Genomic DNA, 15,399 nt, shown 5'->3' on the forward strand with positions numbered 1-15,399 from the left:
AGATATAAGGAGTGGCCATGAGCCCTGCCCATCGTCCCAAACTGTCCCTGCCCAGCGGGGCCGGCCGGCTACTGCATTTCTGCTGTGCGCCCTGCTCCGGTAAAGTGATCCGCAGCGGCGTGAAGCACTGCGGCGACGCCGAGAATGAACAAGGCAAAGAACACTCTTGAACAGATTGCAACAGGCACTGGACGCAGGCCGCTTCGTCTGCGTGCTGGAAGCCAGCCCCAGGTTTTCCCCGACACAACGGGCCGCACTGGAACAGATTCTGCAACACGGCCAGCTGGCCGGCTGGCCATTGCTGCCGGCATTTTCCGACCGTGTCGGCCTGCAGCCCGGCCCTGGTCCGCTGGAGGCAGCCGGAACCCTGAACAACCCGACACCGGCCCTGCTACATTTTTCCGGCAAGGATCGCGAGCAATCCGACCTGCTGCAGCAAATCCGGGCCATGCGGGCCTTGGGGCTGAAGCAGTTACTGCTGCTCAGTGGTGACCGCTTGCCGGGCCACCAGCCCGACCAAACGCCCGTGCGCTATCTGGAGTCGGTTCCTGCCTTGCAGATCACCCGCCGGCACTGCCCCGACTGGCTGCTGGGTGCGGCACTCAACCCGTTCAAATACTGCGAAGAGGAGAGCCAGGCCCAGTATTTGAAAGGGCAGAAAAAACTGCTGGCCGGGGCGGACTTTCTGACTCTGCAACTGGGCTTTGATGCCGACAAACACCTGGAAGCTCACGCCTGGATGCGCAGGCAACCAGCCAGCAAACCGGTGCTGGCCTGCGTTATGCGGCTGACCGTCAAGCGCGCAGCGGTATTGCAGTCGGTGCCCGGCATTCTGATTACCGACTCCATGCGCAGTTTTTTGCAGCACGAACAAAAGCTGTCTGAAACTGCAGCCAGCGAGCGCAGCCTGGAGCGGCTGGCACTACAGATTATCGGTTTGCAATTAATGGGTTATGCCGGCATTCACCTGTCCGGTGTCCATTCGCTGGAGGAACTGCTGGCACTGGAGCAGGCAATCATCCGGCTGCGCGACAGCCTGACCTCGCTGGAACAGTGGCAACTACGCTGGCAGGCAAGCTGGCAGCTGCCAGGTACAGCGGCGGTATGTTTTACCCCACCGGCAACTGCCCGCTGGACGCCGGGGCAACCCGGGGTTACAGCCAGCAGAAAGGAGCTTTTGCGCTACCGGTTTTTCTACGCAGTCCATGAACAGCTGTTCGACCGCAACGGCTGGCCGGGCCGTGCTTTTGGCTGGTGCATGGCACAGCCGGTGTGGAAAAAGCCCTGGCCGGCACGCACCCTGCATGCGGTCGAGCGGGCCATCAAGCGCCCCTTGCTGGGCTGTGATACCTGCGGAACCTGCCGTTTACAGGACACCCTCTACGTCTGCCCGGAAACATGCCCTAAGGGGCTGGCAAACGGCCCCTGTGGCGGTACCCGGCAGAATCGCTGCGAGTTTGGTGACCGCGAGTGCATACACAGTATCAAGTACCGGATTGCCAAGTCGGCCGACCAGTTGCCGGTGCTGGCACACAACCTGATTCCCTGCATTCAGGCCGATGAGCGACACCGCAGCTCATGGCCCGGATGGTTCGAAGCGGACCAACCAGGACAGAACGACCCATAACCATTTTTGCAGGCAGGCGGCCTGGCCAGTAGACACAAGAAAACTTTAAATAATTCAATTATAGTTGTACTATTGAAGCATAAAAAATAGTACAGCTACTACGATCTTTGAGTCCAGGAAGGGCGCTTTCAGCGCTATCGCGCCAACATCTGCTGATGCTGGATCTGTGACCGAAGAGTGTTGCTAAGGCCATCCGGAGCAATGCGTTGACCTACGCTTTGCCTCCAGGTGTCCTGACGCTGTGTTGCCGCCACTTTCTACAATTCAAGAGACTCCCGAACGATGAACGTCCTGTTTCTTTGCACTGGCAACTCATGCCGCTCGATCCTTGGCGAAGCCGCTTTCAATCACCTGGCTCCGGCTGGATGGAAAGCCATGAGCGCAGGCAGTCAGCCGACCGGCCAGGTTCACCCGCGCTCGCTGGCCCTGCTAGCACGCGAAGGTATCTCGACCGAAGGCCACCACAGCAAATCGTGGGACAACCTGCCTGCCACCCCGGACATTGTGATCACGGTGTGTTCCAGCGCAGCTGGTGAAACCTGCCCGGCCTATCTGGGGCCTGTCCTGCGTACCCACTGGGGCGTCGAAGACCCGGCACACGCCACTGGCACCGACGAAGAGATTGATGCTGCCTTCATGGCTGCCTATCGCGTTCTTCGCTCGCGCATCGAGGCTTTTCTCGCGCTGCCGCTGGACGACTTGCAGCACGACCAGGACAGGCTCAAAGCAGAGCTGGACCGCATCGGTAGCCATACACAAGCAGGCTTTGCCGGCTGATTTGAAAACCGTCACGACATTATGATGATAAAAAATGATGCTTCGGCACGCCGCTTCGACAGCAGTGCCTTTGATTGCGTCTCACGTGCGTGGCAGGCACACGAAAACGAGCTGCGCGCTTTTCTGGTTCACCGTGCCGGTGACCGGGATATGGCGGAAGACCTGCTACAGGAGATCTTCTTGAGGTCGATGCGTCAGGGGCGGCGCTTTTGTGAGCTGACCAGTCCGCGCGCCTGGCTTTTTGAGGTGGCGCGCAACGCATTGATTGACTCTGTGCGCCTGAGCAAGGCGTTCGAGGAGTTGCCTGAGCATTTGCAGGCCGAGACTGAAAACGGGCGCGAGCCCGTTGACGAGCTGGATATCTGTATTGAGCGTGTCTTGCCGGAGCTGGCAGCAGAGGATCGCTCCATCATCCAGAGCTGTGATCTTCAGGGGCAGACGGTGCGTGCATACGCTCAAGAGCACGGGTTCACACTGGCAGCCGCCAAGTCACGCATCCTGAGAGCCAGAAAACGGCTGCGTGACAGTCTCGTTGAGCGTTGCCAGGTGGGCTTTGATGAGACAGGCCGGGTTTGCTGTCATGTGCCACGCGTTCCTGGCTGAATCCTTTTGCACTCTTGTTCGTCTTCTTGATGAACAGGTCGCATCATGCGACATCGTCATCCAAATATAGAGAGCGGAAACATGACAGTCTCACCCGGCACACAGGAAAGCTGCTGCAACCAGTCAACCCCGATTTCGGCGGATGCAAAGCCCGATTCAAAGACGTGGAACCGCAGGTATTTTTTCAGCATTGCCATCCTGGCGGTACTCTGGTGGGTGGCTTATTCCTACATTCTGCCTGCCTCAAGCTGGATCGTATTTGATTTGTTTGGAGTTTCTGCCGATTCTCACGCAGGGGCTTCGCTGGAGTTCTTCATTTATGACACAGTGAAGATCCTTTTGCTTTTGACGCTGTTGATTTACGCCATCGCCTGGCTTCGTGCCTCCATGAATACAGAGCGGGTGAGAGATTATCTCGTCGGCAAGCGACGCGGACTTGGCTATTTTTTAGGGGCTTCGTTCGGTGCGGCAACGCCTTTTTGTTCCTGCTCCAGCATCCCGCTGTTTTTGGGCTTCACTACGGCCCGCATCCCCATCGGCATCACCATGTCGTTTTTGATCACCTCACCGCTCATCAACGAAATTGCGGTTGTGTTGCTGTGGGGGTTGCTAGGCTGGAAATTCACGCTCATTTATCTGGCAGTTGGCATGGGGGCGGGCATCCTGGGCGGGTTCTTGATGGACGGCCTGAAAGCGGAGCGCTGGTTGCAACCATTTGTCATCGAAGCCATGGAAAAGTCACCGCTTGCCATGCAGCACGCAAGCGACACGGGCAAGGCCGAAAAGCTCTCTGTGCGCCAACGCCACGATTTCGCTTATACGGAAATGAGCTCGATTTTCAAGAAGGTCTGGAAGTGGGTTGTCATTGGCGTCGGTATCGGCGCTGCATTGCATGGTTTTGTGCCTGACAACTGGTTTGCTGACAACCTGGGCACCGGTCAGTGGTGGACTGTACCTTCAGCGGTTTTGGTGGGCATACCCCTGTATTCCAACGTCACCGGCATTATCCCGATCATGGAAAGCCTGCTTCTGAAAGGTCTGCCCATCGGCACCACACTGGCTTTCTGCATGAGCTCTGTGGCTGCCAGCATTCCTGAATTCATGATGCTGCGTCAGATCATGACCATCAAACTGCAAGCGACCTTTATTCTCTATCTGTGGGTGGTCTTCACCCTGGTAGGGTGGCTACTCAATGCGATGCAGCCACTTATAGTGTGACTTTCATTCCCCTGTCCCCAGGTTTTATCAAAGGAGAAAATATGGATATCAAAGTGCTCGGCACGGGCTGTGCCAATTGCAGAAACACCATTGCGCTTATCAATCAGGTTGCCCAGGACAAGGGCCTGCAGGTCGAAGTAACCAAGGTTGAGGATCTGCGCGAGATCATGACTTACGGGGTGATGAGTACGCCCGGCGTCGTGATCAATGGACAGGTCGTACATGCAGGCGGCATCCCGTCGCGCGAAAAAATAGAGCAATGGCTGGGTGCATAAAGACGTCCACCACAATCCGCAACTTTAGACGCTGGTTTCAATAGTTGATAGCAGCAGCCTCGTGGTGCAGGCGTCCATGAAGCCGGCCGCATGCCTGGGGGTCAGGTGTTGTGAATACTCACATACGAAACTAGCAGCTGTGCAGCTAGACATAGGGCCACGTCCACGGTTCGTCTTTTTCCTTTTAGATTGTAACAGGCTACTGAACGCTACTTTTTCGGGGCCGAGGATTTGCAAATTTGGCAGAAGACAAGGCTCAGAACAAACCTTGTATTTCAAGAAGATGGCGCGCCCAGGTGGATTCGAACCACCGGCCTCACCCTTAGGAGGGGTGCGCTCTATCCAGCTGAGCTATGGGCGCGTTGCAGTGCGGGCGTGAATGATACCGGCTTGCCGGGAAAAAATCAGCCCCTTTTTATGGGTTGTCTGTCGGCATTGCGGGTCCTGCCCTTTCGCTGCACTGCACGCAGGATGTCGCAGTAATGTATCGCTGTTTGCCTGTTTTGCTTCCAGGCGTATCTGGTTGAGAGCACCCGGGTACCGGAATCAGATCCCGCTCAGGTAGCGGGCCACCGCTTCGATTTCCATCGGGGTCAGCTTGGTGGCAATGGAGCTCATGATGGCGTTTTCGTCAGTGCGCTCACGTTCGTTGAATTCACGCAACTGGCTGATCAGGTAGCGCATGTGCTGGCCGGCGATGCGCGGCAGCTCATCGGTGCCGGCGCCGTCTTCACCGTGGCAGCTTGAGCAGGCGGCAACGCCGGACCACTGGTTGCCGTTGTGATAGATGTATTTGCCGACTGCGGTGAAATCCGGGTCGCTGGCACGGTGTGCCTTGACCGGTTTGCCACTGAAATATTTGCCCAGAGCGACCATTTCGTCAGATTCGAGGTTGACGGCAATGTCATTCATGGTGCCCTTGCGCCGGCCTGCCTTGAAGTCTTCCAGCTGTTTGCTGATGTAGGCCGCGTTCTGGCCAGCCAGGCGCGGGTAAATGGCGCTGGAGCTTTCGCCATCGACGCCATGGCATACCTTGCATACCGAGTTGACAATGGCCGCAGCACGCTCGTCGTCGGCGGCCTGAACCTGGGCAACGACCAGTAAAGCGATCGGTAAAATGAGTTTGCGCAGCATTGGAAACACCCTCTTCAAAACACGGATAGCAACTTTTATTGTTTCAATTGATGCCGCAACCGGCCGCACTCACTCGACCCAGTTGCGCAGCGCCTGCCGCGCCTGCTCATTCAGCGGCTTGGCCTGCAGCCCGGTTGGCAGCCATTCGATGCCATACTCGGCATTGTCTGCCAGCGGAATGAAGCTGAGCCGGACCAGTTTCGCTTCGACAAACGGCAGGCTGCCGCCGGCCAGCTGCATGCCCTGCCAGACATCCAGCCCCCACCAGCTCCGTGCCAGTGGCTGCTCGGGGTATTGCGCGGCATTTTGCTGTTCAATACCCAGAAAGCGGGCGTTGATCCCGGACAGCCGGTATCCGGGCTGCAAGCCGATCAGGCTGGCCAGGCCGTGCCAATCCAGCAGTTGCACGTCCATGCCCCACAGTTCGCCATCAAGCAGGAACTGCCAGCTGTTGCGTCCGTCATCAAGGGTGACGCGATAACGGTCATTGTCGCCGCTGCCAACCTTCAGCACGGCAATGCGCTTGCCTTGCTGCTGTTGCTGGTAGCTATGAATATCATAGGCAAGCCCGCCGGCCAGCAGCGCCAGCAGAATCACGGTCAGTCCGAGGCTTCCGCGCAACCAGGCCAGGAACCAGTGGCCACGCCACAGAATCCGCACGCCCAGCCACAAAACCAGCAACGCCAGTGCGCCAACGCCCACTGCCAGACCTGTAAATTGCATGCGGAAAACTCCAGTCAGTAAAATTTGGTTATTATGCTTGCTGCCATCCCTTTCGTCCAAGCCGTTTTGTGACCCGTTTCCGGGTTAAGGAATTTCATGAGCTTTTTCCCCGAGCTGTCGATCAGCCTGCCCTTGTTGCTGTTGCTGATTGCTGTCGCCTTTACTGCCGGCTTTGTCGATGCCATTGCCGGCGGTGGCGGCTTGCTGACCATTCCGGCTCTGATGCTGTCAGGAATTCCGCCGCACCTGGTACTGGGCACCAACAAGCTGTGCGCAACCTTTGGCTCGGCGACCGCCAGCTATACCTTTTATCGGCGCGGCTATTTTCAGCCCGGGTTCTGGCGTCCCGCCCTGCTGGCTACGGCCGTTGGTGCGGCGCTCGGCGCCATTCTGGCGCAGAACATGCCGGCGCAGTGGCTCAACCAGTTCCTGCCGATTGTGGTGTTCCTGTGTGGTTTGTACATGCTGTTCAGCAAGATTCCGGAGCATGCAGAAGAGCATAGCCAGCCCGTTGCACAAAAGCGCCAGCTGCCGCAAGGGCTGCTGCTGGGCTTTTATGATGGTGTGGCCGGCCCCGGTACCGGCGCGTTCTGGACAGTCAGCACGCTGGTGCTCTACCCACTCGATTTGCTGCGCACCACCGGTGTGGCACGCACCATGAACTTTGTCAGCAATGGTGTGGCGCTGGCGATGTTTGTCATCGGCGGTCAGGTGATGTGGTCGCTGGGCATTGCCATGGGGCTGGCGCTGATGCTGGGCGCGGTGGCCGGGGCACGTCTGGCGATTGGCGGCGGCAGCCGGCTGATCCGTCCGCTGTTCATCCTGATGGTGATGGCGCTAACCATCAAGTTAGCGTGGCAGCACTGGCTTGGCGGTGCCTAGACGCTGGTGCAGGTATAGATCAATCAGATAACGGGCAATCGAGCCCGGCAGGGGCAGCAATGGCAACTCGTGGATGCTGAACCAGCGTGCATCCTCGATTTCCCCTTCCTCCGGAATGATGTCGCCATCCAGGTATTCGGCGTGATAGCCCATCATTATGGAGTGCGGGAAGGGCCAATTCTGGCTGGCGATATAGCGCAGGTTGTGCACCCGCACACGGGTTTCCTCGTAGACCTCCCGGTGCACGCAGCCTTCCATGGTCTCGCCCGGTTCGGCATAGCCGGCCAGGCAGCTGTACATGCCGTCGACAAAGCGCGGCGAGCGGGCCAGCAACAACTCGTCACCCTTGGTAATGAGCACGATCATGCAAGGCGACAGCCGCGGGTACTGCTCCAGCCGGCAGCTCAGGCAAAAGCGCATGCGGTGCTCGGCGGAGGATTGCATGCGTTCGCCGCAACTGCCGCAAAAGCGGTGCTCGCGCGCCCAGGTGCCAATCTGGCTGGCGTATGACAGCATGTGAAACCAGCTGGCACTGTCGTGGGCCAGTTGCGAGCGCAATGAAGTCCATTGCCAGTCCGGCTCGTCAGGCCGGTGGCTCAGTTCATACAGGAAGACCGGCGCGTCATTCAGGTAACCGATGCCCTGGATGTCCAGCAACCAGGGGGCAAAACGCCCGGCCAGGTCAGCCAGCGGCCAGAGCAGCTCGCCGTTACCCTGTTGCAAAAATGCTTGCCGGCAATGAATCAGCGCCTGCCCGTGCTGCCCGTCATGCACCGGCAGGCTGATGCGCCAGTCAGTCTGTAACGGCATTGGCAACCTGTGCCTGTGCTGCCGGCACCTGCATGCCAAGAAGCGCCAGGCTGCTCTGTGCGGCGTCGAGCGGGTCCTGCATGCTGCCATCCTGCAGGGTGCGGCCGCCTTCCAGGTAATACTCAAGGCTGGTGAGTACGTCAGCCAGGGTTTCCAGCGCGGACTGTTCGGGTATCCGGCCCGAGTTGATCATGTTCTGCCCGATATAATCGGCACACAACTGCACCAGCGAGGCAATGCGGTTTTCACCCATGAACCAGAGGCCGCCGCGCACCTGGGTCAGCACCACGGGTACGTTTTCCAGGTGATTGGTGTCGCCACCGGCTTCAAAGTAGGCAGTAATCGCTCGCTTGGCCAGCAGCAGCCCGTTGCTGGCTTCGCCCCTGATCACGATCTGCGCTTCCGTCAGCTGGTGACGGGCGAACACCTCGGCCTCGGACAACTCAGATACCCGGGCCGCATGCCGCTGCCCCAGCTCCAGGCTGGCCACCAGCCCTTCAATGTAGATGACCGAATCAGCCAGTTGCAGGAGTTCTTCCGGGGATACGTCTTCCGGCTGCTTCCAGTTGGCCAGTACCTTCAACTGGCGCTTGAGTGACATGCTGGCACCCGTCAGACCAACCATGATCAGGGTTTTTTCCAGCTTGCCGATGACCAGCGACAGATTTTCAAAGGCTTCGTTCGAGACGGTGCCGCGACCAATCAGGTCGACGGTGTCCTTGACGATGCTCAGCTCTTCCTGGATCGCAGTCGACAGTGAGCGCAGTACATTGGCACCCGGCCCGGACATGCGCCGGTATTCATCCGCCAGCATCTGGTCGGTAAACGGCAGGCTCGGCAGGTTGGCGGCAGCCTGTACCTCACGGGCCAGCGGGCCGGATGTCTGTGCCAGGGCAACTAGGTACAGCATGTCCTTGATCAGCCCGCGCGAAGGCGTGTAGCTGGCATTGGTCAAGTGCTGTCTGATTTCGCGGTCCAGACGGGAGAACAGCAGCTTGCGCTCGGTATTCAGCAGCAGTTTGCCTTCGATGAACGACTCCAGAGCAGCAGCCGAAACCCAGTAAAGTATGGTGTCGGCAGCGGCGGGATCGGTGCTGTCCATCTGCTGGACCAGACGCTTCATGGCATCCAGCGCCGGCGCAACATTCTTTTCCTTGATGACGGACAACAGTGCCAGCTGGTACAGGTGGCGCTGGCGTGTCAGGGCCACCGCCGGATCAGACAGCTGGCGGGTTTGTGGCTGCCCGGGACGCTCCACACTAAGCCGGGCCGAGAAGAAGTAGCTTTCCGGCAAGCGTGACTGACCGGCCGCCAGACGCAGCTTGTTGATGGCCGGCAGCAACAGCTCGGGCATCTCGACCCAGTTGGCCTCCAGCTGCTCCAGGTAGCTGTGCAGTACATGCAGGCCATTGTTGATGGCCGACAATTGCTCGTTGCACTGTTCATTGGCGCCGGCCGGAATGGCCGTGGCCAGCGTTTGCATCTCCTGCGCCAGCATCTCGGCACCCGTCAGCCCGATCAGGGACAAAATGCCTTTCACCTGCTGCAGGTTGTGCACCGAGCGCTGCAACAGGGTGCCGCTGTCCCGCTCTTCCAGAAAGCGTTCAAGGTTCTGCTGCGTTTCCGTCATGGTGGCAAATAACTCTTCGCGCACTACGCCCAGTGAAGATGCTCCTGTTGCCATGCCTTATTTCCTGTTCCTTTATCTGTCAAAACCCGGGTTGTCGCGGATATCACCCGGCCACGGACGGCTGTTTGCAGGTGTCCGGCCTGCTTTTGCCCGATTCCGGGTACAGCTGCGGCCCGGTCTAGTGGCAATATAATCGCTGACAGTCTCTTGTCAATCGCCGGAGCCGTCAAGCAAACCACTCATTTTTATCATATTTTGCGGTCATCTTAACAGCACGGCAAAGATTCGCTTGCATATCTTTTATCTGCTGTCCGGCGGTCCTGCCGGTTGCCGGCGCAAGCACCCGCCTGTCCGTCAAACAGCTCAGCAGTCCTTGAACTCTGCCGTTTTCTTGCTCATCTGCGCGGCGACGGCAACACGCAGATCTTCCGACTGCAGCATGGCGGCATTCCAGGTGGCCACATAATTTAGCCCGTCATCCACATCATGGTCGCGCATATAGCGGATCATTTCCTTGGTGCCGCGAATGGCCAGCGGTGACTTGCCGGCGATCTCCCCTGCCAGTTGCGTGACTTCCTGCAGCAGGCTGTCACGGTCGCTGTAGACGCGATTGACCAGCCCGATTTGCCGCGCCTCATCCGCCTCGACAAAGCGCCCGGTATAAGCCAGCTCGCGCATGACGCCATCGCCGATGATGCGTGGCAGGCGCTGCAGCGTGCCGACATCCGCCGCCATGCCGACATCGATTTCCTTGATCGAGAAACGCGCATCGGCACTGCAATAACGCATGTCGCAGGCGCTGATCAGGTCAACCGCTCCGCCAATGCAATAACCCTGGATGGCCGCCAGCACAGGCTTGCCACAGCGGTCCACTGCTTCAAGGGCCGCCTGCAGACGCTTGATGTGATCACGCAGGATGAGCGCGTTGCGTCCCGGGTCCTGGCCCAGCTGGCCGGCCAGCGAAGCCAGGTACATCAGGTCGATACCGCTGCAAAAATGTTCGCCAGCACCGCTGAGCACCACGGCACGGACACCGGGGTCACGATCCAGCCGGGCGAAGATTTGCGGAATCTCCAGCCAGAAATCCTCGCCCATGGCATTGAGCTTGGCCGGGCGGTTCATCTGTACCTGTGCCACCTTGTCGGTGATCTCGACGGTGAAGAAATTGTAGTTCATGCGTACTCCGTTTTTTATTGGAATGATTGGTGTAACGATTTTTACCGGTTTTCTGCTGCTGTTACCAGTCCAGTTCCCGGCCGCTGGCCTTGGTCAAGTCCTGCAGGAAAGCGCGGTGCGCCTCCAGTTCGGCCGTGGTTGGTGCCAGCACTGGTGCCGGCACGCGGCCGGCGGCCAGCCGGCGGATCGCACCCGCTCCCAGCCCGTTGCCATCACCATCGCCAGACAGCAGCAAGCTGCTCTGGCCACCGGTCATGTGCAGAAAAACATCCGCGAGGATTTCCGCGTCAAGCAGGGCGCCGTGCAGCTCGCGCCTGGAGTTGTCGACATGGTAGCGGGTACACAGGGCGTCCAGGGTGTTGCGCTGCCCGGGGTGACGCTCCCGCGCCATCACCAGGGTATCCAGAACCGTGCAGTACTGGCTGATGTCTGCCCGCTCACTCTGGCCCAGCAGGGCAAATTCGTTTTCAATGAAGCCGACGTCAAAGGGAGCGTTGTGAATGACCAGCTCGGCGCCCTTGATGAACTCGAAAAACTCGTCGGCCACCTCCCGGAAGCGCGGCTTGTCACGCAGGAATGCATCGGTAATGCCGTGTACCGCAATTGCGCCCTCGTCCACTTCCCGGTCCGGCTGGATGTAGACATGGTAGTGCCGGCCGGTTAGGCGACGTTCTATCACCTCGACACAACCAATCTCGATAATGCGGTGGCCTTCGGTGACCGGCATGCCGGTGGTTTCAGTATCCAGAACTACATATCTCACTTGCGTACCTCGTCAACACCCTTGTTGGCCAGTTGGTCGGCCCTTTCATTGCCGGGATGGCCGGTATGGCCTGCCACCCATTGCCACTGCACGTCATGTTGCTGAACCAGGGCATCGAGCTGCTGCCACAGGTCCTGATTCTTCACCGGCTGCTTGCTGGCGGTCTTCCAGCCACGTTTTTTCCAGTTGGCCAGCCACTGCTGCATGCCCTGCATGACGTATTTGGAGTCTGTCACCAGCAATACGTTGCTGCGTCTTTTCAGCGCCGCCAGCCCTTCAATCACCGCCTGCAGTTCCATGCGGTTGTTGGTGGTGTTGTCTTCGCCACCAAACAGCTCCAGCGACCGGCCCTTGTATTGCAGCAGGGCACCCCAGCCTCCCGGCCCCGGATTGCCCTTACAGGCGCCGTCGGTATAGATGTGTATCTGATCAGTCATGTCTGCGTTGTTCTTCTACTATTTCTGGTTTTGCCGTCTGCTGTGCCACCGGCAAGGGCAACAGCCCTTTCAAGCGCCGGATGCGCTGGCGCTGCGCCGGCGCGGCATGTACCTGTTTGCGGGCCGCTATCATATAGCATGCACCCAGCGGCCACTGCCTTTTTGCCAGAAAAGCTTCCAGACGGCCACCTGCCCGCTGCCAGCCGGCAGGCAAATAATGGGCAAATACCGGCGCTTCCAGTGCAAAGCCAAGCACCGCCAGCCATTCCGATACTCGCGCCGCCGACAGTTTGTGGCTACGCTGCCACAGGCTGTCACCAACAAAGCCCTGCCACCAGGGATTGCGCCCCGTCAGCAACAGATAACCACCGGGGCGCACCGCCCGGGCAGCCTCGCGCAGCAGATCATGGGGTGAGCGTGAAAATTCCAGGCTGTGTTGCAGCACGACTGCATCGGCACCATCCGGCTGAACCGGCCACTGGCTTTCGGAGCAATAAATGTCCTGCTCCTGCTCATCACTGCCAAGCCGTATCCGGCAACGGATGTCGCTGTGCCACTGTGCCCCGGTCACTGCGTTATACAGCAGCAGGTAGCTGCCAAAGCAGCGCTCCAGGCGTCGCTCCAGCCACTGCTGCTCCGCTTGCAGCAGCAAAGCGGACTGCGGCAGCGCCAGCCAGTGTCGCACTTCCAGCGGGGATACCGGCCCCCTCGCTTTCAACCGTGCCATTTCAAGCATATGTTTCTCCATATCCTGCCGGGATCGACAGCAGTTTTGACGGTCTGTTATGGTTCTGCAACCGTTGATTTTTTTACAGGACATTCCATGTTGACCATCACTGCCCTGCCCGCGTTTAACGACAACTATATCTGGCTGCTGCAAAACCCGGTCACACACTGCTGCGCAGTGGTTGACCCGGGCGACGCCGGCCCAGTCATCCGCTGGCTGGAAGACAACCCGCAGTGGCAGCTGACCGACATCCTGATCACCCATCATCATCGTGACCATACCGGTGGCATCGCGGCGTTGAAGCAGCTGACCGGCGCTACAGTATATGGCCCGCAGCTGGAAACCATCGAGGGTGTTGACCATCCCCTGTCCGACGGCCAGCAGGTGCAGGTACTGGGGCGCACGCTCAGTGTCCTGCATGTCCCGGGACATACCCTGGGCCATATTGCCTACTACCTGGACGGACAACAGCCATGGTTGTTTAGCGGCGATACATTGTTTCTGGCCGGCTGTGGCCGCCTGTTCGAAGGAACGCCGGAGCAAATGTACCATTCCCTGCAACGCCTGGCTGCACTGCCGGCCCACACCCTGGTGTATTGCACTCACGAATACAGCCTGTCCAACCTGAAATTTGCCGCTGCCGTGGAGCCGGACAATACAGTCATCAGCGCCCGCATGCAGGAAATCGATGCGCTGCGCAAGCAGGACCGGATCAGTCTGCCCAGCACCCTGGCCGACGAGCTGGCCACCAATCCCTTCCTGCGTTGCAACGAGCAGCAGGTGATTACCAGCGCAGCCCGCGAAAGCGGACAGCCGCCGGCAAGTCCGGTGGAGGTGTTTGCCGCCATCCGTGTCTGGAAAGACAACTTCTGACATCTGGTCATGTCACAGCTGATGGCTTTCTGCAGAAGCGGGCTTGTCCTTCGACAAGTTTAGCCCGCTGACATGCAGCTTCGGCCGGTTCCGCTTGACCACCCTGCCCGTCGTCCATAGAATTTGCAGAATTTTATTTTTTCCAGTTATTCCATGCCAAACGCAGCTTTTCATCCTCACGGGCAGATCACCCGGATGCTGTGCAGCGGGCTGCTTGCCTGCACCGCACTGCTATTTGCCGGTTGCCAGCAATCAGGCTTGCAGCCACAAATCCAGGATGAACAGGCCCTCAAAGAACGCCTGGCACCACTGGACATGCCAAATCGCAACTGGTCCGAACAGGCTCTGCGGCAAAGCCGGGCCACTACTGCGACCGCTGCTTCTGCCCAGGTGGTTGATGATGAAAACACCCCGGCCATCAGCGACATCTGGCAACGTATCCGCCACGGTTTCCAGCTGCTGGACGAAGACCTGGACAACCCCCGCATCGACCAGCAACGCCTGTGGTTCGCCAGCCGTACCGGCTCGCTGGAAACCATTGCCAAGCGCAGCAGCCCCTACATCCACTATATTGTCGAAGCACTGGACAACCGCGACATGCCGCTGGAGCTGGCTCTGCTGCCGGTGATTGAAAGTGCGTACAACCCTCTGGCCTACTCGCCGTCCCAGGCCGCCGGACTGTGGCAGTTCATTCCCTCGACCGGCCGCAACTTCAAGCTCAAGCAGACACGCTGGTATGACGGCCGTCGTGATATCGTCGCCTCGACCGAGGCTGCCCTGGACTATCTGACCTACCTGAATCAGATGTTCGACGGTGACTGGTTGCTGACCCTGGCCGCTTACAATGCCGGCGAGGGCACTGTCAGCCGCGCCATCAAGCGCAACAACGGGCTTGGCCTGCCGACCGACTACTGGAACCTGCAGCTCCCCAAACAGACCCAGGCCTATGTGCCCAAGCTGCTGGGCCTGGCCCAGCTCATCGCCAGCCCGCAAGCCTACGCCCTGAACCTGCCCGAGGTGCCGGACGAACCCTACTTCGCCCGCGTCCCTCTGGAACACCAGCTGGACCTGCAACGCATCGCGTCTCTGGCCAAGGTGCCGGCAGAACATATCCGTGCACTGAATCCGGCCTTCAAGGAAGGCATCACCCTCGACGGGCCGCAACACGTGCTGGTACCGGCGGAGCAGGCCGAGCGTCTAGAGCGCAAACTGGCCACGCTAGACCCTGACGAGCTGCTGCAGGTACAGCCCTACATTGTGCGCTCCGGCGACACCCTGTCCGGCATTGCCCAGCGCCACGGCACCTCGGTGGCCAGCATCCGTCAGCTGAACAAGCTGAAAAACAACCAGTTGCGTATTGGCCAGCACCTCAAGCTGGCCGGGGCCGCACCACAGGTTGCCCAGCAGACAACCACCAGCACCACTTCCAAAGCGCCCGCTGCCAGCAAATACCAGGTACGCAAGGGCGATACCCTGGGCGCCATTGCCGCCCGTCATGGCACCAGCGTGAAACAGCTGCGCCAGCTGAACAACCTGCAGCATGACCGGCTCAAGATCGGCCAGACCCTGCTGATCAAGCCCGGCAGCACCCGCTATGTGGTCCGTGCCGGCGATACATTCACGGGCATTGCCCAGCGTCATAAAGTCAGTGTCCGCCAGCTGCAAAGCTGGAATCCGTCACAAAGCAAACTGCTCAAACCGGGCCAGACGCTGACGCTGCATCTGTAGGTCCGGATTTATCCGG

At 59.2% G+C, this 15,399-nt stretch carries 16 protein-coding genes and 1 tRNA gene; 8 read left to right on the forward strand and 9 right to left on the reverse strand.

From position 1 onward, the window contains the following. The first annotated feature begins 166 nt into the window (after nucleotides 1-166). The 5 genes from AR306_RS05695 to AR306_RS05720 all read left to right on the forward strand — a co-directional run bounded on the left by AR306_RS05695 (nucleotide 167) and on the right by AR306_RS05720 (nucleotide 4,500). Nucleotides 167-1,627 carry a methylenetetrahydrofolate reductase C-terminal domain-containing protein gene (locus AR306_RS05695; RefSeq protein ID WP_206167968.1) on the forward strand — a complete coding sequence of 487 codons (1,461 nt, stop codon included), beginning with the start codon at nucleotides 167-169 and terminating at the stop codon, nucleotides 1,625-1,627. A gap of 282 nt (nucleotides 1,628-1,909) precedes the next feature. Beyond that, nucleotides 1,910-2,404 (forward strand): arsenate reductase ArsC, encoded by a 495-nt coding sequence (locus AR306_RS05705; protein ID WP_101496596.1) that lies wholly within the window; start codon nucleotides 1,910-1,912, stop codon nucleotides 2,402-2,404. Nucleotides 2,405-2,425: 21 nt separating this feature from the next. Further along, nucleotides 2,426-3,007, forward strand: a complete 582-nt coding sequence (locus tag AR306_RS05710) for a sigma-70 family RNA polymerase sigma factor (protein WP_240622492.1) — start codon at nucleotides 2,426-2,428, stop codon at nucleotides 3,005-3,007. 81 nt (nucleotides 3,008-3,088) lie between these two features. Continuing rightward, complete coding sequence (locus tag AR306_RS05715; RefSeq protein WP_101496597.1) at nucleotides 3,089-4,225, forward strand: permease; 1,137 nt, start codon at nucleotides 3,089-3,091, stop codon at nucleotides 4,223-4,225. A 41-nt stretch (nucleotides 4,226-4,266) separates the two neighbouring features. Continuing rightward, on the forward strand, nucleotides 4,267-4,500 hold the full coding sequence (locus AR306_RS05720; RefSeq protein ID WP_101496598.1) for a thioredoxin family protein: 234 nt from the start codon (nucleotides 4,267-4,269) through the stop codon (nucleotides 4,498-4,500). 284 nt (nucleotides 4,501-4,784) lie between these two features. Here the strand turns inward: AR306_RS05720 and AR306_RS05725 are convergent. The 3 genes from AR306_RS05725 to AR306_RS05735 all read right to left on the reverse strand — a co-directional run bounded on the left by AR306_RS05725 (nucleotide 4,785) and on the right by AR306_RS05735 (nucleotide 6,357). After that, a tRNA-Arg gene (locus AR306_RS05725) sits at nucleotides 4,785-4,861 on the reverse strand. A 185-nt stretch (nucleotides 4,862-5,046) separates the two neighbouring features. Beyond that, nucleotides 5,047-5,634 (reverse strand): c-type cytochrome, encoded by a 588-nt coding sequence (locus AR306_RS05730; protein WP_101496599.1) that lies wholly within the window; start codon nucleotides 5,632-5,634, stop codon nucleotides 5,047-5,049. Between the two features lie 69 nt (nucleotides 5,635-5,703). Further along, nucleotides 5,704-6,357: a hypothetical protein gene (locus tag AR306_RS05735; RefSeq protein WP_101496600.1), complete on the reverse strand. Its 654-nt coding sequence runs from the start codon at nucleotides 6,355-6,357 to the stop codon at nucleotides 5,704-5,706. Between the two features lie 96 nt (nucleotides 6,358-6,453). Here AR306_RS05735 and AR306_RS05740 point away from each other — a divergent pair, with 96 nt between their 5' ends. Further along, nucleotides 6,454-7,239 (forward strand): TSUP family transporter, encoded by a 786-nt coding sequence (locus AR306_RS05740; protein ID WP_101496601.1) that lies wholly within the window; start codon nucleotides 6,454-6,456, stop codon nucleotides 7,237-7,239. Here the strand turns inward: AR306_RS05740 and nudC are convergent. The 6 genes from nudC to AR306_RS05770 all read right to left on the reverse strand — a co-directional run bounded on the left by nudC (nucleotide 7,207) and on the right by AR306_RS05770 (nucleotide 12,791). Continuing rightward, nucleotides 7,207-8,049 (reverse strand): NAD(+) diphosphatase, encoded by an 843-nt coding sequence (nudC, locus tag AR306_RS05745; RefSeq protein WP_101496602.1) that lies wholly within the window; start codon nucleotides 8,047-8,049, stop codon nucleotides 7,207-7,209. The genes AR306_RS05740 and nudC overlap by 33 nt on opposite strands. Continuing rightward, complete coding sequence (locus AR306_RS05750) at nucleotides 8,033-9,733, reverse strand: ferrous iron transporter B (RefSeq protein ID WP_101496603.1); 1,701 nt, start codon at nucleotides 9,731-9,733, stop codon at nucleotides 8,033-8,035. Before AR306_RS05750 ends, nudC begins: the two co-directional genes overlap by 17 nt. 309 nt (nucleotides 9,734-10,042) lie before the next feature. Continuing rightward, complete coding sequence (locus AR306_RS05755) at nucleotides 10,043-10,855, reverse strand: crotonase/enoyl-CoA hydratase family protein (RefSeq protein WP_101496604.1); 813 nt, start codon at nucleotides 10,853-10,855, stop codon at nucleotides 10,043-10,045. A gap of 61 nt (nucleotides 10,856-10,916) precedes the next feature. Further along, nucleotides 10,917-11,582: a DNA polymerase III subunit epsilon gene (gene dnaQ, locus AR306_RS05760; protein WP_240622496.1), complete on the reverse strand. Its 666-nt coding sequence runs from the start codon at nucleotides 11,580-11,582 to the stop codon at nucleotides 10,917-10,919. 32 nt (nucleotides 11,583-11,614) lie between these two features. Next, nucleotides 11,615-12,055, reverse strand: coding sequence for a ribonuclease HI (gene rnhA / locus AR306_RS05765; protein ID WP_101496606.1), 441 nt, complete (start codon nucleotides 12,053-12,055; stop codon nucleotides 11,615-11,617). Next, nucleotides 12,048-12,791, reverse strand: a complete 744-nt coding sequence (locus AR306_RS05770; RefSeq protein ID WP_166627829.1) for a methyltransferase domain-containing protein — start codon at nucleotides 12,789-12,791, stop codon at nucleotides 12,048-12,050. Before AR306_RS05770 ends, rnhA begins: the two co-directional genes overlap by 8 nt. Nucleotides 12,792-12,878: 87 nt before the next feature. On the opposite strand from AR306_RS05770, the gene gloB reads away from it, so the two are divergent. Next, on the forward strand, nucleotides 12,879-13,655 hold the full coding sequence (gene gloB / locus AR306_RS05775) for a hydroxyacylglutathione hydrolase (RefSeq protein ID WP_101496608.1): 777 nt from the start codon (nucleotides 12,879-12,881) through the stop codon (nucleotides 13,653-13,655). 315 nt (nucleotides 13,656-13,970) lie between these two features. Then, nucleotides 13,971-15,383, forward strand: coding sequence for a LysM peptidoglycan-binding domain-containing protein (locus AR306_RS05780; protein WP_407071184.1), 1,413 nt, complete (start codon nucleotides 13,971-13,973; stop codon nucleotides 15,381-15,383). The last annotated feature ends 16 nt before the right edge of the window (nucleotides 15,384-15,399 follow it).

It is taken from the genome of Thiopseudomonas denitrificans, from assembly GCF_002866065.1.
GTDB lineage: Bacteria > Pseudomonadota > Gammaproteobacteria > Pseudomonadales > Pseudomonadaceae > Thiopseudomonas > Thiopseudomonas denitrificans.